At 48.2% G+C, this 18,836-nt stretch carries 20 protein-coding genes and 1 tRNA gene; 1 reads left to right on the top strand and 20 read right to left on the bottom strand.

The window, feature by feature from the left end:
* Nucleotides 1-2: 2 nt before the first annotated feature.
* The 20 genes from nuoL to C7443_RS19965 all read right to left on the bottom strand — a co-directional run bounded on the left by nuoL (nucleotide 3) and on the right by C7443_RS19965 (nucleotide 18,347).
* Complete coding sequence (nuoL, locus tag C7443_RS16180) at nucleotides 3-1,994, bottom strand: NADH-quinone oxidoreductase subunit L (protein ID WP_110019661.1); 1,992 nt, start codon at nucleotides 1,992-1,994, stop codon at nucleotides 3-5.
* Between the two features lie 4 nt (nucleotides 1,995-1,998).
* Nucleotides 1,999-2,304, bottom strand: a complete 306-nt coding sequence (nuoK, locus tag C7443_RS16175) for an NADH-quinone oxidoreductase subunit NuoK (RefSeq protein WP_110019766.1) — start codon at nucleotides 2,302-2,304, stop codon at nucleotides 1,999-2,001.
* A gap of 103 nt (nucleotides 2,305-2,407) precedes the next feature.
* Nucleotides 2,408-3,031: an NADH-quinone oxidoreductase subunit J gene (locus tag C7443_RS16170; RefSeq protein WP_110019660.1), complete on the bottom strand. Its 624-nt coding sequence runs from the start codon at nucleotides 3,029-3,031 to the stop codon at nucleotides 2,408-2,410.
* Nucleotides 3,032-3,068: 37 nt separating this feature from the next.
* The gene (nuoI, locus tag C7443_RS16165; protein WP_110019659.1) at nucleotides 3,069-3,557 is read right to left on the bottom strand and encodes an NADH-quinone oxidoreductase subunit NuoI; all 489 of its coding nucleotides are present in this window, start codon (nucleotides 3,555-3,557) and stop codon (nucleotides 3,069-3,071) included.
* A gap of 16 nt (nucleotides 3,558-3,573) precedes the next feature.
* Nucleotides 3,574-4,596: an NADH-quinone oxidoreductase subunit NuoH gene (gene nuoH, locus C7443_RS16160; RefSeq protein WP_425467101.1), complete on the bottom strand. Its 1,023-nt coding sequence runs from the start codon at nucleotides 4,594-4,596 to the stop codon at nucleotides 3,574-3,576.
* Nucleotides 4,597-4,686: 90 nt separating this feature from the next.
* Nucleotides 4,687-7,053, bottom strand: coding sequence for an NADH-quinone oxidoreductase subunit NuoG (gene nuoG, locus C7443_RS16155; RefSeq protein ID WP_110019657.1), 2,367 nt, complete (start codon nucleotides 7,051-7,053; stop codon nucleotides 4,687-4,689).
* Nucleotides 7,054-7,096: 43 nt separating this feature from the next.
* A complete protein-coding gene (gene nuoF / locus C7443_RS16150; protein ID WP_425467105.1) occupies nucleotides 7,097-8,380 on the bottom strand; it encodes an NADH-quinone oxidoreductase subunit NuoF in 1,284 nt (427 codons plus the stop codon).
* Nucleotides 8,381-8,402: 22 nt separating this feature from the next.
* The gene (locus C7443_RS16145; RefSeq protein WP_110019655.1) at nucleotides 8,403-8,903 is read right to left on the bottom strand and encodes an NADH-quinone oxidoreductase subunit NuoE family protein; all 501 of its coding nucleotides are present in this window, start codon (nucleotides 8,901-8,903) and stop codon (nucleotides 8,403-8,405) included.
* Nucleotides 8,903-10,156, bottom strand: a complete 1,254-nt coding sequence (locus C7443_RS16140) for an NADH-quinone oxidoreductase subunit D (protein WP_110019654.1) — start codon at nucleotides 10,154-10,156, stop codon at nucleotides 8,903-8,905. The genes C7443_RS16145 and C7443_RS16140 overlap by 1 nt, the downstream gene beginning before the upstream one ends.
* 21 nt (nucleotides 10,157-10,177) lie before the next feature.
* Nucleotides 10,178-10,876, bottom strand: coding sequence for an NADH-quinone oxidoreductase subunit C (locus C7443_RS16135; protein ID WP_110019653.1), 699 nt, complete (start codon nucleotides 10,874-10,876; stop codon nucleotides 10,178-10,180).
* A gap of 11 nt (nucleotides 10,877-10,887) precedes the next feature.
* A complete protein-coding gene (locus C7443_RS16130) occupies nucleotides 10,888-11,364 on the bottom strand; it encodes a NuoB/complex I 20 kDa subunit family protein (protein ID WP_110019652.1) in 477 nt (158 codons plus the stop codon).
* Complete coding sequence (locus C7443_RS16125; protein ID WP_110019651.1) at nucleotides 11,355-11,711, bottom strand: NADH-quinone oxidoreductase subunit A; 357 nt, start codon at nucleotides 11,709-11,711, stop codon at nucleotides 11,355-11,357. Before C7443_RS16125 ends, C7443_RS16130 begins: the two co-directional genes overlap by 10 nt.
* A 218-nt stretch (nucleotides 11,712-11,929) precedes the next feature.
* A tRNA-Leu gene (locus tag C7443_RS16120) sits at nucleotides 11,930-12,014 on the bottom strand.
* 21 nt (nucleotides 12,015-12,035) lie between these two features.
* Nucleotides 12,036-12,362, bottom strand: coding sequence for a preprotein translocase subunit SecG (gene secG / locus C7443_RS16115; protein ID WP_110019650.1), 327 nt, complete (start codon nucleotides 12,360-12,362; stop codon nucleotides 12,036-12,038).
* Between the two features lie 27 nt (nucleotides 12,363-12,389).
* Nucleotides 12,390-13,151, bottom strand: coding sequence for a triose-phosphate isomerase (gene tpiA, locus C7443_RS16110; protein WP_110019765.1), 762 nt, complete (start codon nucleotides 13,149-13,151; stop codon nucleotides 12,390-12,392).
* A gap of 46 nt (nucleotides 13,152-13,197) precedes the next feature.
* The gene (gene glmM, locus C7443_RS16105; protein WP_110019649.1) at nucleotides 13,198-14,541 is read right to left on the bottom strand and encodes a phosphoglucosamine mutase; all 1,344 of its coding nucleotides are present in this window, start codon (nucleotides 14,539-14,541) and stop codon (nucleotides 13,198-13,200) included.
* A gap of 76 nt (nucleotides 14,542-14,617) precedes the next feature.
* Nucleotides 14,618-15,448 carry a dihydropteroate synthase gene (gene folP, locus C7443_RS16100; RefSeq protein ID WP_110019648.1) on the bottom strand — a complete coding sequence of 277 codons (831 nt, stop codon included), beginning with the start codon at nucleotides 15,446-15,448 and terminating at the stop codon, nucleotides 14,618-14,620.
* A gap of 9 nt (nucleotides 15,449-15,457) precedes the next feature.
* Entirely contained in the window at nucleotides 15,458-17,389 is a 1,932-nt protein-coding gene (gene ftsH / locus C7443_RS16095; protein WP_110019764.1) for an ATP-dependent zinc metalloprotease FtsH, read from the bottom strand.
* 78 nt (nucleotides 17,390-17,467) lie between these two features.
* Nucleotides 17,468-18,088 (bottom strand): 23S rRNA (uridine(2552)-2'-O)-methyltransferase RlmE, encoded by a 621-nt coding sequence (gene rlmE / locus C7443_RS16090; protein ID WP_110019647.1) that lies wholly within the window; start codon nucleotides 18,086-18,088, stop codon nucleotides 17,468-17,470.
* On the bottom strand, nucleotides 18,066-18,347 hold the full coding sequence (locus C7443_RS19965; RefSeq protein ID WP_146213323.1) for a hypothetical protein: 282 nt from the start codon (nucleotides 18,345-18,347) through the stop codon (nucleotides 18,066-18,068). Before C7443_RS19965 ends, rlmE begins: the two co-directional genes overlap by 23 nt.
* Before the next feature lie 14 nt (nucleotides 18,348-18,361).
* Between C7443_RS19965 and yhbY the strand changes: the two genes are divergently transcribed.
* A complete protein-coding gene (gene yhbY / locus C7443_RS16085) occupies nucleotides 18,362-18,652 on the top strand; it encodes a ribosome assembly RNA-binding protein YhbY (RefSeq protein ID WP_110019763.1) in 291 nt (96 codons plus the stop codon).
* Nucleotides 18,653-18,836 lie beyond the last annotated feature (184 nt).

The raw sequence follows: 18,836 nt of genomic DNA, 5'->3' as shown, positions 1-18,836 counted from the left end.
GCTCACCGGACAACGATCCAGGTCAGCATGCCCAGCAACCCGATAATCATGGCAAAGGCATAATGGTACAAATACCCGGACTGCACATGACGGACTATTGACGCAACCCAGCCAATGACCTTCGCTGATCCATTCACAATCACACCATCGATTAAGGCTGCATCACCGAATTTCCACAAGCATTTGCCAAGATTCACACTGCCATTCGCAAACACGGCTTGATTGAATTCATCAAATCCGTATTTACGCTCTAATAAATTATAAACAGGCGACAGTTTGCTCTTAAATGCATCTGCCAACTCTGGCCGTTTCATATAAATAAACCAGGCACTTCCGACACCAGCCATTGCCAGCCAGAAGGGCAATCCAATAAAGCCATGCATTGCAAAGCTGAAAGCCCCATGAAAGTGCTCTGCAATGTGAGCTATTGTGTCGTGCTCGTGCTCGACATAAATAACCCCCGAAAAATAATCACCGAACAAAATACTACCGATGGTTTTTCCACCAATAACTACAGATGGCAATGCCAGCATAATTAATGGAATAGTCACAACCCAAGGCGACTCATGTGGTGTTACGGCGTGGTCATGTCCGTGTATCCCTGAGTCTTCAGCATGGTGATGATTATGGCGAAAGCGCTCTTCACCATGAAAGACAAGGAAATACATACGGAATGAATAAAAAGCCGTAACAAATACACCAACAATAACCGCAAAATACGCAAATCCAGAGCCAGCAATATTAGATGCATGGACAGCTTCAATTATACTATCCTTCGAATAAAACCCAGAAAATCCAGGAAATCCAATTAAAGCAAGGGAGCCGACCAACGAAGTAATCCACGTAATCGGCATATATTTACGCAGCCCTCCCATTTTCCGCATATCCTGCTCATGATGCATGCCGATAATAACTGAGCCCGCACCCAAGAATAATAACGCTTTAAAGAACGCATGCGTCATCAGATGAAATACTGCGGCGGAATATGCCGACACACCGAGAGCGACAGTCATATAGCCGAGTTGCGAAAGTGTAGAATACGCAACGACGCGCTTAATGTCGTTTTGGATAATGCCAAGAAACCCCATAAAGAGAGCTGTTAGCGCGCCAATAACCAGCACAAAACTCAGCGCTGTAGTAGACAATTCAAATAGCGGAGACATCCGCGAAACCATAAAAATACCTGCGGTAACCATTGTTGCCGCATGAATCAGCGCTGAAATAGGAGTTGGGCCCTCCATTGAGTCGGGCAACCAAACATGGAGAGGAATCTGCGCCGACTTACCCATTGCCCCAATAAAAAGCAGAATGCAAACTACTGACATCAGAGACCATTCTGTCCCCGGAATAATTTCAATAGTTTTAGTTGCAAACAACGGCGCTGCTCGAAAAACATCAGCATAATCAAGACTATTAAAATACATTAGCACGCCAGCAATTCCGAGCAAAAACCCAAAATCACCGACCCGATTAACAAGGAACGCTTTCATGTTAGCGTAAATTGCTGTTGGCTTCTTAAACCAAAAGCCAATAAGCAAATACGAAACAACACCCACAGCTTCCCACCCAAAAAACAACTGTAGGAAATTGTTCGACATGACAAGCATTAGCATCGAAAATGTGAACAATGAGATGTAACTAAAAAACCGCTGATAGCCGGAATCATCCGACATGTAACCAATGGTGTAAATGTGCACCATCAAAGAAACAAAAGTAACGACCGTCATCATCATGACAGTCAAGTTATCGATGAGAAAACCTACCTCAAACTTAATCCCATCGACAACCATCCAAGTATAAACGGTATCGTTGTAAGCAGCCGCTCCTTGGATAACATGATGTTGAAATACCAACAAAGATAAAAAAAATGAAATGCCAACCCCTCCGATCGTCACCCAGTGAGATGCTGATCGGCCGATTTTCTTACCGAACAAGCCTGCAATCAGAGCGCCGACTAAAGGAGCAATTACGATCGAAAGATAAATGTTTTGCATTCGCTCAGCCCTTCATCGCGTCAAGGTCGGCAACATTAATCGTTCGACGACTACGAAACAGTACAACTAAAATTGCCAGGCCTATCGCCGCTTCGGCGGCGGCAACGGTGAGTATAAAGAAGACAAAAACCTGCCCTGCCGTATCTCCCATAAAGCGGGAAAAAGCAATAAAATTAAAATTAACTGCCAGCAGCATCAACTCAATAGACATCAATAAAATTATTACATTTTTCTTATTTAGAAAAATGCCTGCCACACTGAGGCAAAAAAGCACTGCTCCCAGCATCAAATAATCATTAAGCGCTAGCATGAGCTCCCACCCCGAATAGTTTTTTAAAAACAAACGCGAACTCAAACCACAAAAAAGATTGCGCCGCGCGTGTGTATCTATTCTCTGACGAAAAGCTGATGTTTTAACCTTCGCTTTTATCGCCAGCCACCGGAATATTTACCAACCGAACTCTACCTTCTCGACTAATTACAACTTGTTTAGCCGGATCAACGTATTTAACACCGTTTCTACGTCGCATGGTCAGAGCTATAGCAGCCACGATGGCGACCAACAAAACAGTTGCAGCCAATTCAAACGGATAAGCATATAACGTATATAAGACCCCGCCCAGCTCTTTTGTATTGCTGAAATTAGCACCTTGCTCAACCGGCCCAACGACACTGGACAACGCGACGCCCCCTGACTTCGACGAAGCGATGACCAGAAACATCTCAATCACGATAACAACGGCAATTGCCAAGCCGAGAGGCGCATTTTTTATAAATCCTTCCCTTAATGGCGTGACATTTACATCAAGCATCATGACAACGAATAGAAATAGCACCATCACTGCCCCGACATAAACTAGCACTAATGCAATGGCGAGAAACTCTGCTTGCAAAAGTAACCACAGTGCCGAACTTGTAAAAAAACACAGCACGAGGAATAAAACGGCGTGAACAGGATTACGTACGGTAATAACTCGAAGTGCTGACAGCACCAATACAATCGAAAAAAAATAAAACAAGAATCTTTCAAAGCCCATTTTTTCGCTTCCTAACTAGCCAGTGAGACTGGTGCAATCAACGATACGGGGCGTCTACTGCTCGATCAGCGGCAATGCTGGACTCCATTCGATCGCCGTGCGTCAACAGCTTTTGTTTCGTCATAATGGAGTCTTCTCTAGACTCAAAATGGTAATCAAATACTCTTGTTTCAACTATCGAGTCGACAGGACATGATTCTTCGCAAAAACCGCAAAAAATACATTTAAATAAATCGATTTCGTATTTTGTTGTTCTACGAGTACCATCATCTCGTTGTTGCAAATCTATTGTTATTGCCAGAGCAGGGCAGACCGCTTCACAAAGTTTGCAGGCAATACAACGCTCTTCACCATTCGGATAGCGCCGAAGAGCATGTAACCCACGAAATCTAGGAGAGAGGGGCGTTTTTTCCTCTGGATACTGAACTGTCACTTTTTTTGCAAATAGATAACGCCCAGTAAGGCGCAGCCCAAGAAGCAACTCCCATAGTAGAAAACTTTTAAAATACTGCCTCATAATGTTCATACAGTTCTCTCTACTATCAATTGAACCACGGAGCGATATGGAGGTATTTGGCAACAGCTACTACGGAAAGCCATACGATCGTAACAGGAATAAAAACCTTCCAGCCTAACCGCATGATTTGATCGTAGCGATACCGTGGAAACGTGGCTCTAAACCAGAGAAACAGAAAGAGGAACAGCGAGGTTTTTAGAATCAACCAGACGGGGCCTGGCACCCACGAAAACAACGACTCAAGGAGGGGAATTCCCTCAAAAGGAGACAACCACCCCCCTAAAAACATCGTCGCCGATAATGCTGAGATTAGAATCATGTTTGCGTATTCAGCCAAGAAAAATACGGCGAATACCATTCCTGAATACTCTACATGGAAACCGGCAACGATTTCCGACTCACCTTCAGCAACATCGAAAGGTGCACGATTGGTTTCGGCCACACCCGATATAAAGTACACAACAAAAAGTGGCAGCAATGGCAGCCAAAACCAATGTAAAAAACTACCCGATTGAGAAAGAACTATTGCATTAAGATTCAGGCTGCCACCTGCAATAAGGACGCCTACTAGCGCAAACCCCATCGCTATTTCATAAGCCACAATTTGTGCCGCTGATCGCATCGCGCCTAAAAATGCATATTTCGAGTTTGAAGCCCAACCAGCGATAATAACTCCGTATACTCCGAGTGATGTCATTGCCAGCAGATAAAGCAGTCCCGCGTCGATATTTGAAACTACCACGCCATCGCCGAAAGGAATCACTGCCCATGCAGCTAACGCTGGAGCTATCGATAAAACAGGTGCAAGGATAAATAAAAAGCGGTTAGCTCCAGAAGGAAGTACAATTTCCTTCAACATTAACTTCACCGCATCAGCGATCGGCTGAAGCCAACCCTTTGGTCCCACTCTATTAGGACCAATCCTCACTTGAATGTAACCGATTACTTTCCGCTCAGCGAACGTAAGATACGCCACGGCAAGCATCAACGGAGCGACGATTGCTATGATTTTTAGCAAAATGAGCAACAGGGTCAAAATGTTGTCCACAATAACTATCCTGTTGAATTATCGTTGTGTACCGCTACGCACTGTTTCTAGCGCAGCGTGCTGTTCCCGCACACTAGCAAAAAACGGATTTCACTGAGACGGACTTGCTTCGACAGTGGGACACCGTAAATCGAGTGTAGCGGTTTCACTCAAAGCTGCCGGAATCAGCACGCAATTATCTGGCAAACGATGGTCGACAACCACTGACAGGAGCGCATTTCCACCTCCCTGAGTCACCGTCGCGACTCCTCCGTCAATCAGGCCAACGCTGTGAGCGGTCTGTCCGTTAATAACCAGAATCGTTTGTCCACGCAGCTGGGTCTGCTGAAGTGATTGCGCTCGGCGGACCACCCCATCAACGGAGTACGGCGGCACGACAGCTACTCTTTGCAGGCCTTCTGGCCGTTTCTTTTCAATATGAATAAATATTTCGTCATTCAGTTTTTGCGGATGTTCAGATTTTATCTCTGCTTTGAAAGCAGATAAAACATCTTCCGAACTTGAGTAATCAAACCCATCCAAACCGAGCATGTTCCCAAGTACGCGAAGCACTTTCCAGCCAGGCCTCGCCTCCCCTACAGGCAACACTGCTGCGCTGAAGGACTGCTCACGGCTTTCGAAGTTAATAAGTGTTCCGGAAGTCTCCGCTAACGTAGCAATTGGTAGAAGTACATCTGCCTCATGCTCGATTAGTCCAGCCTGAAATGGCGTAAGTGCTATCACTAACTCTGCAGCCCTCAAAGCTTTAGCTGCTTCGAATGGAAGTCCTGTATCAAATTCTGGTTCAAATCCAATCAAAACATATGCTTGGAGCTGGTTTTCCCACATCTCCCTCGCATTTTTGCCGGGGCTGCAATTATCCACATTCTGTGGAGTCAGGCCGACTTGGGCGAGTCCAGCCGAGTTAGCTCCTTCCGTTAAGAAAGCAACGCGTGCGCCTGCTATCAGCCCAATAAATTGAGTAAGGGCCATCAATTTCTCATAATCCGGATGGGTATAAGCAATCTGCCCCATAATTACTACACTATGCTCCGCTTCGGCCAAAGCTGTTGCTATAGCGACCTCTGAAGCGGCCGTCACGCCCAAGTCCCCATCAATCGAGGGAGGATTTTCTCCCTTTATGTTGGAGAGTTGGACTGCAATACGAGCTAAGGATGCAAGCAGCTCATGCGGTGCAAGTGTTATTTCCTGACTTGGGAGGAAATTTTGCTGAAACAAGTAAGGATTGAGAAACGCAACATTTGCGCCTCTCATCGCGGCTTTGCGCACGCGGTGTGCCAACAAGGGTTGCTCTAAGCGAAGATTTGAACCAATAACAAAAACTGCTTGTGTTTGATCCAAATCCGACAGGCTCAAAACTTGAGTCTGATTTCCAACAGAGATAGTTTTCTGCCCTGAAAAGCTTAGCTGTCTAAGTCGATAATCAACATTACCAACGCCAAGATTAGCAGCCAGTCTTTTTATTAAAAATCCTTCTTCTAGTGTAACGTTAGGAGAAACAACGAACCCAACCTGCTCAGCCCCATGCTTCTCGATAACAGATTTCAACCTTTCCGCCGCATGCAATAAAGCATCTTCCCACGCTACCGCTTTAAGTTCACCCGCCTCGCGGAGAATGGGGGTCAATGCTCTATCAGATGAATTCAGTCCCTCGTAGCTAAAGCGATCCCGATCACTCAGCCATACTTCGTTAATTTGCTCATTCTCACGCGGCACGACCCTAAAAACTTTTCCTCCCCGTACGTGGTAATAAATATTTGAACCGACACTATCATGCCCAGCTACGCTTGGACGCTGAACCATTTCCCACGAGCGGGCGGTATAACGTGAGGGCTTAGCCGTAAGCGCTCCAACTGGGCATAAATCAATAATATTTCCAGACAGCTCGGAGGCCAAACTCATCTCTACAAATGTACCGATTTCCGTGTGCTCGCCCCGGCCTGTCGCTCCCATTTCTCGCAAGCCCGCAATTTCTTCTCCAAAACGCACGCAGCGGGTGCAATGTATGCAGCGCGTCATTTCGGTAGCTACGAGAGGTCCGATGTTTTTGTCCTTTACGGCACGCTTTCGCTCTGAAAAATGAGAAACGTCCCCGCCATAACCTACTGCAATATCCTGAAGTTCGCATTCCCCTCCTTGATCGCAAATTGGGCAATCGAGAGGATGATTGATCAGCAAAAACTCCATGGTGCCTTTCTGAGCAGCCAGTGCCTTTGGCGAGTGCGTTAATACTTTCATCCCGTCCATTACCGGGGTTGCACAGGCTGGCAGCGGCTTTGGTGCTTTCGCCACCTCAACCAAACACATTCGACAATTAGCGGCTACAGAAAGCTTTTTGTGATAACAAAACCTCGGAATCGTGATACCCGCCGCATCCGTCACTTCAATAAGCATTTGCCCCTTGTGCGCTTGGAGCTCAATGCCGTTGACTTCGATTTTCACCAAATCATCACTCATAATCTTTTCCCGGCGGGCTAAAGGTAATGGCGTCTACGACATACTAGGCTGTAACGGCCGATGCGCCTTCCACCATGCTGCGTTTATGCTCGATGTAATACTCAAACTCATGTCGATAATGTTTCAAGAAACTACGAACCGGCATTGCAGCAGCGTCACCTAACGCACAAATCGTTCTTCCCTCGATATTACTTGCCACTCGGTCAAGCTGTTCTAAATCCCCGGCCCGTCCTTGCCCATCTACCACACGACACAGCATACGATACAGCCACCCGGTTCCTTCTCTGCACGGAGTGCATTGACCACATGATTCAGAATAATAGAAACGCGACAGGCGCTGCAGCGCACGTACCATGTCTGTAGTTTCATCCATCACAATAACGGCTCCAGATCCAAGCATAGATCCAGCTCCTTTTGAGATAGAGTCATAATCCATGTTTACTTTAAGAATAATCTCCGCAGGCACAACAGGAACAGACGAACCTCCTGGAATAACCGCCTTCAATTTACGCCCTTTCCAAATTCCACCCGCAATTTCGAGCAAATCTTTAAAAGGAGTACCTAAGCTAATCTCGTAATTTCCGGGTTTCGCAACATGCCCAGAAACTGAGAAAATTTTACAGCCTCCGGCCCCAGGAATTCCCAAACTAGAAAACCACTCTGCACCATTACGCAGGATATATGGCACAGAGGAAAGCGACTCGGTATTATTAATTGTCGTGGGACGACCATATAACCCATAGCTAGCAGGGAAAGGCGGCTTAAAACGGGGTTGCCCTTTTTTCCCTTCCAAGGACTCCAGCAACGCCGTTTCTTCACCGCAAATGTAAGCACCCGCTCCGAGGGTTGGATAAAGATCAAAATCGATACCGCTTCCAGATATATTCTTGCCCAGCAAACCTGCCGAATATGCATCACTTACAGCGCGGTCGAAATGCTGATAAGGCTCATCCATGAACTCACCGCGCATATAGTTATAGCCAACAGTCGCACCGATCGCGAAGCCAGCTATCGCCATCCCTTCCACCAAGGCATGCGGATTAAAACGCAAAATATCTCGATCTTTGCAAGTCCCAGGTTCCGACTCATCGGAATTACAGACAATATATTTTTGGCCTGGTGCTTTGCGCGGCATGAAGCTCCACTTCAGGCCCGTTGGAAACCCTGCTCCACCGCGTCCTCTCAGCCCAGACGCCTTAACAATTTCAATAACCTCATCCGAGCTTAATTCACCTCGAAGAATACGCTGCCATGCAGTGTACCCCCCGAGACTAACATACGTTTCATATGACGAAGGATTACTCAGCTCTCGAGTTGAATACAGCATGCCATTTAAGAACATAGCAATTTCACTCCAAGCCATCGAGAATCATGTCGATTTTTTCAGGCGACAAATTTTCATAGTAAACATGGTCTACCTGCATCATTGGCGCGCTTGCGCAAGCCGCCAAGCACTCTTCTTCTTTTTTCAGAAAATACTTTCCATCTGCAGTGCTTTCCCCCAAACGTACACCTAATTTATTTTCTAAATGACGAACAATCTCATCTGACCCACGTAACATGCATGAAATATTTGTACACACAGCAATATTATGCCGACCAACAGGTTTCAATTCATACATCGAATAAAACGAAGCCACCTCATATACAGCAATACGATCAAGCCCCAAGTATTCAGCAACCGCGTCCATTAATTGAACGGTCAAATAACCATCATTCTCATGCTGAACTTCTCGCAACGCTGCGAGCACTGCGGACTGTTTGCGATCCGCTGGATATTTCGCCACCCAGCGATCGATTTCTTCGCATACATGAGGAGTAAGCTCAATTTTTTTGTTTTCCTGGCTCATCAGCGATCAATCTCCCCGAACACAATATCCTGCGTACCAATTATAGATACGACGTCGGCAAGCATGTGCCCGCGCACCATTTCGTCTATTGACGACAAATGCGCAAACCCGGGGGCTCGCACCTTGACCCTGTATGGCTTGTTAGCCCCATCGGAAATCAAATAAACGCCAAACTCTCCCTTTGGATGCTCAATGGCTGAGTACACCTCACCAGCCGGAACGCAGTAGCCTTCAGAGAAGAGCTTAAAATGATGGATCAGCGCCTCCATTGATTCTTTCATTTCAGCTCTTCTTGGCGGAGAGACCTTGTGGTCATCAAGCATTACTGAACCTTGATGACTCTTTAACCATTGAACACACTGACGGATAATTTTATTAGATTGGCGCATTTCCTCTACACGCACCAAATAACGATCGTAGCAATCTCCGTTTACACCGACAGGCACCTCAAAATCCAAACAGCCATATTTTTCATATGGCTGCTTTTTTCTCAAATCCCATTCAATACCTGAACCTCGTAACATTGGCCCAGAAAAACCGAGCTGCAAAGCCCTCTCTGGCGACACAACACCAATACCTACGGTTCTTTGTTTCCAGATTCTATTATCGGTCAGCAGCGTTTCGTACTCGTCAACGCAAGCAGGAAAACGTGATGTAAAATCTTCTATAAAATCGAGCAAACTGCCTTGTCGAGCGCGATTCAGGCTGGCCACATCCTTTTGACTACGGTACTTACTTGCGTCGTATTTTGGCATGCTGAGCGGCAAATCCCGCGCCACGCCTCCGGGGCGATAGTACGTCGCATGCATCCGGGCACCGGAGACTGATTCGTAGCAATCCATGAGATCCTCACGCTCACGGAAGCAGTACAAAAACACCGTCATGGCGCCAATATCCAGCGCATGAGCCCCTAGCCACATGAGGTGATTTAAAATCCGCGTAATTTCATCAAACATAACGCGGATATATTGGGCCCGCTCAGGAACATCAACGCCAAGCAATTTCTCAATAGCCAACACGTAACCATGCTCATTGCACATCATGGAAACGTAATCCAACCGATCCATGTATCCTATGGATTGATTAAATGGCTTTGACTCAGCTAATTTTTCAGTGCCTCGATGGAGTAAACCAATGTGCGGATCTGCCCGCTGAATAACCTCGCCATCCAACTCAAGCACCAAGCGGAGTACACCATGGGCTGCTGGATGTTGTGGGCCAAAATTTAAAGTATAATTACGAATTTCAGGCATTGTGCGACCACCCCTTTTAAATCATGACCCAATTGTATAACGGTGATCATCACGAATCACTCGTGGCACAAGCACCCGCGGCTCAATTGAAACAGGCTCATAAATGACGCGTCCCTTTTCCATGTCGTAACGCATTTCTACATTACCTATAAGCGGAAAATCTTTTCGGAACGGGTGTCCAACGAAACCATAATCCGTCAAAATGCGACGAAGATCAGGGTGCCCCTCAAACAACAACCCAAACAAGTCAAACGCTTCTCGCTCATACCAGCTGGCACTAGCCCATACATCAATCACAGACGGAATGATCGGCATGTCATCGTCTTCAGCAAAAACACGGACACGCAAACGAGTATTTTTAGAAATGGATAAAAGCTGATAGACAGCAGCAAATCGCTGTTTTGTTTTCGATGTCTCAACGAAAACAGTTACCGATTCAGCAGAACGCCCAGGCGATGTTTCATTTACACCACGCCCAAAACCACTACTTGAAGTATTTACTGTCGCCCATTCACTTGCCCCATAAGCCGAATAATCAACCCCTGCGAGATCAATTAGCTGCTCAAAATGAAATTCATCACGCAGAGAGGCAAAAACTTCTTTCGCGTCAGCTAACGCGATATCAACAGCCAACTCACCTTGACAAAAGCCGCATCCGACAAGACTTTCACCAAAACGCGATTTAATCGAGTCCAGCAAGTTTTCGAGAATATCAGCCATGGCAACATCCCTTATCGGGCGATTGTATTAGTACGTTTAATTTTATTTTGCAGCTGAATTATTCCATAAAGCAGAGCTTCAGCCGTTGGTGGACAACCCGGCACATATACGTCAACTGGCACTATTCGATCACAGCCTCGCACGACAGCGTATGAATAATGATAATACCCCCCCCCATTGGCACAGGAGCCCATGGAGATCACCCATCGGGGCTCCGCCATCTGGTCATACACTTTACGCAGGGCTGGCGCCATTTTATTGACAAGAGTTCCGGCGACGATCATCACATCTGATTGACGAGGACTTGGCCGAAACACAATTCCAAACCTGTCCAGATCATACCGAGAAGCGCCTGCATGCATCATTTCAACTGCACAACATGCCAACCCAAAAGTCATTGGCCATAACGACCCCGTGCGAGCCCAGTTAATCAGCTTGTCTGCAGTGGTCGTTACGACACCTTTTTCGAGTACACCCTCTATTCCCATTCCAAGGCACCTTTCTTCCACTCATAGACGAAGCCGACCACCAAAATCCCCAAGAAAACAGCCATTGCTAAAAACCCAAAGCCTCCGATCTGGTCAAGAGATACGGCCCAAGGAAAAAGAAAGGCAATTTCGAGGTCAAATATGATGAACAAAATAGCTACGAGGTAATAGCGGACATCGAACTTCATACGAGCATCTTCGAAAGCCTCGAATCCGCACTCGTATGGAGAAAGCTTCTCGCTATCGGGATTCCGCGGCCCCAATAAGAACCCTATTGCAATAGGTCCCACGCCGACGAGAACACCAATAACGACAAAAACAAGGATTGGAAGGTAATTTTCAAGCATCCGCGCCATTCCTTCTTTAGCGAAAAACTCAAGGAAGTGATGCTAGTTAACCGAGGCAGTCGAACCACCCTAGACTCGACTAAAGCTTGGGAAGTGTACGACCCGGTGTACAGCAGAGTCAAGAAACGCCCTTTGTCATTCGGCACACCACACTCCCTTGTCCTTTAAGCCTCAAAAGACAAAAAACAAAAAAAAAGCATCCATCATGGATGCTTTTTTGGTGCCGACGGCCGGACTCGAACCGGCACAGCATTCGCCACTACCACCTCAAGATAGCGTGTCTACCAATTCCACCACGTCGGCTTGTGAAGGGCAATAACTATACTAGCTCGATGGCTGGCTTGGCAAGCGCGGCACATCCACAGGAGACGAAGAATCGACTGGCGCATCAATCTGCCGGATCACTGCAGATGATGTGACCGGCGTCGCCGCAAACCACGCGAGCGTCAAACTGGTAATAAAAAACACTGTCGCCAACGCTGCCGTGGTTCTGCTCAAAAAAGACGCAGATCCTCTTGCACCGAATACGGTACTTGAAGCCCCGGCACCAAAAGCCGCACCCGCGTCCGCGCCTTTACCTTGCTGCAGCAAAACCAATACAACTAAAACAATAGCGACTAGTACGTGGAGAAACACTACAATTGTATACATTTACTTCCTACTCATGACAAACCGAACTCAAGAACGCGACAAAGCAGCGTTTGCGATTTTCGCAAACTCGCCGGCATCAAGAGACGCCCCCCCCACAAGACCACCATCAATGTCAGGCATCGAAAACAATTCAGTAGCGTTCCCCGCTTTCACACTACCCCCATAGAGGATTTGCGTTTTTTCAGACAACCCATCATCACAGGCCGCGAGCCGCGAGCGAATAACTCCATGCACTTCCTGCGCCTGCTGTGGAGTTGCCGTCAAACCGGTACCAATCGCCCAGATAGGCTCATATGCTACGACACCAGCACCAAATATTGTGGGACCAACACGATCAAGAACGCCATTTAATTGCCCCACAACAACTTTTTCCGTCAGCCCTAACTCTCGCTCCTCAAGACACTCGCCGACACAAAGAATGGGAATCAACCCAACCTTTGTAGCCGCCTCGAATTTTGCGGCGACTATTTCATCAGATTCACTCCACATGGATCGGCGCTCAGAATGCCCCACAAGCACATACTTGCATCCACACTCCAAAAGCATGCCGGCAGAAACTTCGCCCGTAAACGCACCCGACACATGCGCAGAGACATCCTGAGCCCCAACTCCAATCTGGGTTCTACACAAGGCATCAACGGCTGCCCGAAGGTAAGGATATGGAGGAATAAAGACGACCTGAGCACCGCCCTCCTCGGGTACGCTCTCTTTCATCACAGCAACCCACGCAGCGAGCGCACTAAAATCACCGTTCATCTTCCAGTTCGCAGCCACCAACTTATTACGCATCAGCAAAAGCCCTCAATCCTATTCTGTGCAGAGCATTCATTCATCGTCAGGCCACTTGCTGTGCAACAACCTCAGCAATCTCATGTGCAAGCTGGTTAACAAGAACCGAATCTTCGCCCTCAACCATCACTCTAACCACAGGCTCTGTTCCAGAAGGCCGAAGCAATACCCGCCCCGTCGAAGCCAGCCGGCGCTCCGCACTTCGCACAGAAGCCAAAACCGGCTTGCACGTCATCCAATCCTTCAGCCCTGATATGGGCACATTGACCATCACCTGAGGAAGCTTGCGCATACCTGCAGCCAAATCATGAAGACCGCAGCCATCCATCACCATCGCGGCCAACACCTGCAACGCAGACACTATGCCATCCCCTGTCGTAGTACGATCAAGACAAATTAGATGCCCCGACCCTTCCCCTCCGACAGTCAGCCCATTCGCAGCCAATGCCTCCATTACATATCTATCGCCAACTTTAGCTCTATGTAAAGCGATTCCTAAATTACCTAACGCCAACTCGAGTCCAAAATTGCTCATTTGTGTGCCAACAACTGCACTCCCTGGCAACTCTCCATGCTTAAGACGATCTCGAGCGATGATGAACAACAGCTCATCGCCATCAACGACATTCCCTTTGCAGTCAACAAAAACAACGCGGTCGCCATCCCCATCAAAAGCAACCCCTAAATCAGCGCCTTGCATGAGCACAGCGTCCTGCAAACGCCTTGGTTTTGTCGAGCCGCAATCCACATTAATATTCAATCCATCTGGATTGACAGCCAGAACGCTCACCGAAGCCCCAAGCTCTGAAAACACATTAGATGCAATGTGGTACGTGGCGCCATTTGCACAGTCAACAACCATTTTAATCCCAGACAAGTCAATCGCCATCGGGACTGTACTTTTACAAAACTCTATATAGCGCCCAGCAGCATCAACAACCCGCTCTGCTTTTCCAAGAACTCCAGGTTCGACAGTTACAAGAAGCTCGTCAATAGCGCGCTCTATATCCAATTCAACATCATCTGGCAGTTTTCTTCCATCCCTAGAAAAAAACTTTACTCCATTATCCCAATATGGATTATGGGAAGCACTGATCACGATTCCCGCATCCGCATGCAGCGTCCGTGTCAAATACGCGACAGCTGGAGTTGGCATAGGCCCCAGCAATGAGATATTGATACCCGCAGCAGACAAACCTGCCTCAAGAGCAGATTCAAACATGTAACCCGAGATACGAGTATCTTTCCCGATCAGAACTTTGCTATTTCCAGCCCGAGCAAGAACGCGCCCAGCAGCCCAGCCAAGCTTGAGCATGAATTCCGGTGTAATTGGGCTTTCTCCAACGCGACCACGAATTCCGTCAGTCCCAAAGAAGCGCTTTTGCATTATTCCTGTTCTCGCTCAAAAAGGCTTTCAGGTACAACCTGGCGCCATCCGTAACTGCCACAAACAGTTCCACCAACGTTTAACCAGCACGCTGGACGGTTTCCCACACCTTAAGCGCCTGAACTGTTGGCAGCACATCGTGAACGCGCACAATCTTAGCCCCAGCCTGCACAGCCAGTAATGCCGCAGCAACACTTCCCACCATTCGCTCCACAACAGGTACATTCAACACAGCACCGATCATCGACTTCCGTGACATCCCAGCGAGAACTGGCATCCCGAGGTCCACAAAAACGGATAAATGCTTAAGAAGACTGTAGTTATTCTCAACTGATTTACCAAATCCAAACCCCGGATCGAGCACGATCTGCTCCCGCGAAATGCCTTGTGCTATACATTCACACACACGGGACTCAAGATAACGGCACACATCCGTTACAACATCCTCATAACAAGGGGATAGCTGCATATCCCGCGGTCGACCTTGCATATGCATCAGACATACGGCGGCATTTGAACCTGCAAGCTCATGCAATGCGCCAGGCTCAGACAATGCGCATATGTCGTTAATCATTCCCGCGCCAGCTATCAATGCAGCCTTCATCACTACTGGTTTGCTAGTATCGACAGATATTGGCACCGGCATTTTTGAAACCAAACGCTCAAGAACGGGAATAACCCGCCGCACCTCATCTACTGCGGAAACCTCGGGCGCACCAGGCCGAGTAGACTCCCCCCCTAAATCAATAATAGCAGCCCCTTCCTCGACCATCTCTAGCGCACGGTCAAGGGCACGTTCAGGATCAAGATAGCTCCCACCATCTGAAAAGGAATCAGGGGTCACATTAAGGACCCCCATGACAACCGCGCCAGACAAATCCAGTGCTTTATCACCACACGCTAAACGCATGCAAATCTCTCAATGCTGCTGGGCAGGGCCCCCGATGGCACCATCACCATCGGCTTTGCCATCGGGCGCTTGCGAGGAAGTGCCCGGCGCGGCGGGCGGCTGCTCAGAATCTGAATAATCCTGAGGCGCACGAGGATCGCGACCCGACATGATGTCGTCAATTTGATCTGAATCGATCGTTTCATACTTAATCAGAGCTTCAGCCATCTTGTGCAGTTTTTCCATATGCTCACGCAAGATCTGCTCTGCACGTAGATAATTACGATCTATAACCGACCGAACCTCTTCGTCAATCACATGAGCCGTTTCATCAGAAACATTTTTATGCCGTGTCACTGAGCGCCCAAGAAACACTTCGCCGTCATCTTCACTGTACGTTAATGGCCCCAACCTCTCGGAAAGCCCCCACTTTGTTACCATATTCCGCGCTATATCTGTCGCGCGTTCAATGTCGTTCGAGGCTCCAGTTGTCACCGAGTCAGTTCCAAAAATCAGCACTTCCGCAATACGTCCGCCGAACAGACTTGAAATTTGACTTTCAAGCCGCAGCTTGCTGTAGCTGTACCGATCCTGCTCAGGCAAAAACATCGTCACACCGAGAGCCCTACCTCGTGGAATGATGCTCACCTTATATACAGGATCATGGTCAGGCACTAAACGTCCGACAATTGCGTGCCCCGCCTCATGATAAGCAGTGAGCTTTTTCTCTTGCTCACTCATAACCATAGATTTACGTTCTGCGCCCATCATAATTTTATCTTTGGCGCGCTCAAATTCATCCATTCCAACTTCACGCTTATTAGCCCGAGCAGCAAAAAGAGCTGCTTCATTGACCAAATTCGCGAGATCTGCACCTGAGAAACCCGGCGTGCCGCGTGCGATCAAGGCGGGTTTAACATCTCCGCCCAAAGGCACTTTCCGCATGTGAACTTTCAGAATCTGCTCTCGGCCACGAACATCTGGCAAAGGAACAACAACCTGGCGATCAAAACGCCCGGGGCGGAGCAATGCCGGGTCAAGCACGTCAGGCCGGTTAGTTGCAGCAATGACGATGATACCTTCATTCCCCTCAAATCCGTCCATTTCAACCAACAGCTGATTCAGGGTTTGCTCTCGTTCGTCATGCCCGCCCCCTAATCCAGCACCACGATGACGGCCAACAGCATCAATTTCATCAATAAAAATAATACACGGAGCATGTTTTTTCGCTTGGTCAAACATATCCCGTACGCGAGATGCTCCAACACCAACAAACATCTCTACGAAATCTGAGCCTGAAATCGAAAAGAAAGGCACTTTCGCTTCACCGGCAATCGCTTTCGCCAGCAATGTTTTGCCTGTACCAGGAGAGCCCACCATCAGCACTCCCCGGGGGATTTTTCCTCCAAGCCGCTGGAATTTTCCGGGATCTCGAAGAAACTCAACAAGCTCACCAACCTCTTCTTTTGCCTCATCACATCCAGCAACATCGGCAAAGCTAACTTTGATCTGGTCTTCGCTCATCATCCGCGCGCGCGACTTCCCAAAGGACATCGCACCGCGGCCACCGCCACCGCCTTGCATCTGCCGCAAGAAGAACACCCACACACCGATAAGCAGCAACATCGGGAACCAGCTAATAAATATCTGCATCAACAAAGACTGCTGCTCAGGCGGGCGACCTTCGATATCAACACCATTGTCGAGCAACGTGCCTATCATCGCTGCGTTATCAGTCTCCGGACTATAAGTCACGAACTTTTCGCCCGCATTCGTACGTCCACTGATTGATTTACCGTCAATCGAAACATGGGCGACGCGACCCTGCTTGACCTCATCGAGAAACTGTGAATATGTGACCTGTTGCGAAGGCGATGTGCGCGGCCCGAAACTATTGAAGACCGACATCAGCACCACAGCGATAACGACCCACAGCAGGATGTTCTTGACCATGTCGTTCAAAGGATGAACCTCATCACTCTTAAGCATTGGCGCCAATGCCACCCTACGGCGGGTGACCTGACAAACTTTGAGACCATACTACGCGCGGTAGTTCCTCGCCAGCAGGTAGAGTTCCGAGCTCCGAGCCCGCGACGCCTTAGGCTTACGCGACACAACCGACCCGAAACTCGCCCGAAAATCTTTCAGCAAGGCATCAAAACCTTCACCCTGAAATACCTTGACAAGCATCCCTCCCCCAGAGCTCAAGGCTTGTCGCGCGAAATCGAGCGCCAGCTCGGCAAGATACATCTGCCTCGGCTGGTCGACCGCGCGCATTCCGCTGGAATTGGGGGCCATATCTGAAAGAACAAGGTCAACAGCCCGCCCTTCCAAGACATCAAATAGCTGACGAACAACAGACTCATCACGGAAATCCCCCTGAATCGACTCCACCCCAGCAAGGGCATCTATCGGGAGAAGGTCAAGAGCCACTATCTTGCCTTGGTCGCCAACAATGCTCGCAGCAGCCTGAGCCCACCCACCAGGCGCAGCACCAAGATCCACCACTGTCATCCCCGGGCGTAGCAACTTGTCCCTTTCTTGGATTTCAAGCAATTTATAAACAGCGCGCGACCGATACCCCTCTGCCTGAGCGCGTTTCACATACTCGTCTGCGAAATGCTCTTTGAGCCATCGATTACTCGTCCTGCTTCTCGCCATCCCCTCCCTCCCCCCGCAACACACGCCCCGTCACGAACCGCACCCGTGCAATCAACCAAGCAGCTGCGGCACATCCATACCCCAAAAGCCACGCCAGCTGAAGGCCATTTTCCCCGGCAAAAATCCGGCCTAAGACAAGCAGTAATAAAAAACCAACCAAAAAAATCACACCCAGCTCAAACTTAATTGCATTAAATGGACTTGCCGCCACACGAAATTCACCGCATGATAGAGCCTTCTTTTTATGATCTTCAGCCATATATCCTCACGCAAATGCTTAAACCAAATCAAAAACAGTACCTTAAGGCAATGGCCCACACACTAAAACCCGTAGTAATCATTGGTGAAAACGGGGCCACCGAATCAGTGCTTAATGAAATAGCTCTGGCGCTAGAGCATCATGAGCTGATTAAAATACGCGTTAATGGTGAAGATCGCCTGCACCGCAATACATTAATTCACACTGTTATTCAGGCGTCCGCCGCTGAACTGATTCAGTGCATTGGTCATGTAGCCATTCTGTTTCGTCGCAACACAAAAAAACCACGCATCACATTTCCATAAAAATTACTCATTTTAACGGTGAGAGGCAGGAATAAAGACTCCACATCGCGAAAAAGAGATCGACCGAATTAGAAATTTTAGATAACAAAAAGCCCCTGACCGTTGTAATGGGTCAGGGGCTTGTTGTGTAAGGTGCCTGGCGGTGCCCTACTTTCACATGGGGAGGCCCCACACTATCATCGGC

This window comes from Plasticicumulans acidivorans (assembly GCF_003182095.1).
GTDB lineage: Bacteria > Pseudomonadota > Gammaproteobacteria > Competibacterales > Competibacteraceae > Plasticicumulans > Plasticicumulans acidivorans.
This window is presented reverse-complemented; position numbering and strand designations above follow the sequence as displayed.

Coding starts and splice junctions, on each gene's coding strand:
- folP (WP_110019648.1), bottom strand. CDS start 15,448: ATGCGTTTAGCGTGTGGTGATAAAGCACTGGATTTGTCTGGCGCGGTT.
- nuoG (WP_110019657.1), bottom strand. CDS start 7,053: ATGAGTGATGATTTGGTGAAAATCGAAGTCAACGGCATTGAGCTCCAA.
- yhbY (WP_110019763.1), top strand. CDS start 18,362: ATGCTTAAACCAAATCAAAAACAGTACCTTAAGGCAATGGCCCACACA.
- nuoI (WP_110019659.1), bottom strand. CDS start 3,557: ATGAACATTATGAGGCAGTATTTTAAAAGTTTTCTACTATGGGAGTTG.
- nuoL (WP_110019661.1), bottom strand. CDS start 1,994: ATGCAAAACATTTATCTTTCGATCGTAATTGCTCCTTTAGTCGGCGCT.
- C7443_RS16130 (WP_110019652.1), bottom strand. CDS start 11,364: ATGGGAATAGAGGGTGTACTCGAAAAAGGTGTCGTAACGACCACTGCA.
- nuoF (WP_425467105.1), bottom strand. CDS start 8,380: ATGCTGTATTCAACTCGAGAGCTGAGTAATCCTTCGTCATATGAAACG.
- secG (WP_110019650.1), bottom strand. CDS start 12,362: ATGTATACAATTGTAGTGTTTCTCCACGTACTAGTCGCTATTGTTTTA.
- C7443_RS16140 (WP_110019654.1), bottom strand. CDS start 10,156: ATGCCTGAAATTCGTAATTATACTTTAAATTTTGGCCCACAACATCCA.
- C7443_RS16170 (WP_110019660.1), bottom strand. CDS start 3,031: ATGGGCTTTGAAAGATTCTTGTTTTATTTTTTTTCGATTGTATTGGTG.
- nuoK (WP_110019766.1), bottom strand. CDS start 2,304: ATGCTAGCGCTTAATGATTATTTGATGCTGGGAGCAGTGCTTTTTTGC.
- C7443_RS16125 (WP_110019651.1), bottom strand. CDS start 11,711: ATGCTTGAAAATTACCTTCCAATCCTTGTTTTTGTCGTTATTGGTGTT.
- C7443_RS16135 (WP_110019653.1), bottom strand. CDS start 10,876: ATGGCTGATATTCTCGAAAACTTGCTGGACTCGATTAAATCGCGTTTT.
- rlmE (WP_110019647.1), bottom strand. CDS start 18,088: ATGGCGAGAAGCAGGACGAGTAATCGATGGCTCAAAGAGCATTTCGCA.
- C7443_RS16145 (WP_110019655.1), bottom strand. CDS start 8,903: ATGAGCCAGGAAAACAAAAAAATTGAGCTTACTCCTCATGTATGCGAA.
- tpiA (WP_110019765.1), bottom strand. CDS start 13,151: ATGCGTAATAAGTTGGTGGCTGCGAACTGGAAGATGAACGGTGATTTT.
- C7443_RS19965 (WP_146213323.1), bottom strand. CDS start 18,347: ATGGCTGAAGATCATAAAAAGAAGGCTCTATCATGCGGTGAATTTCGT.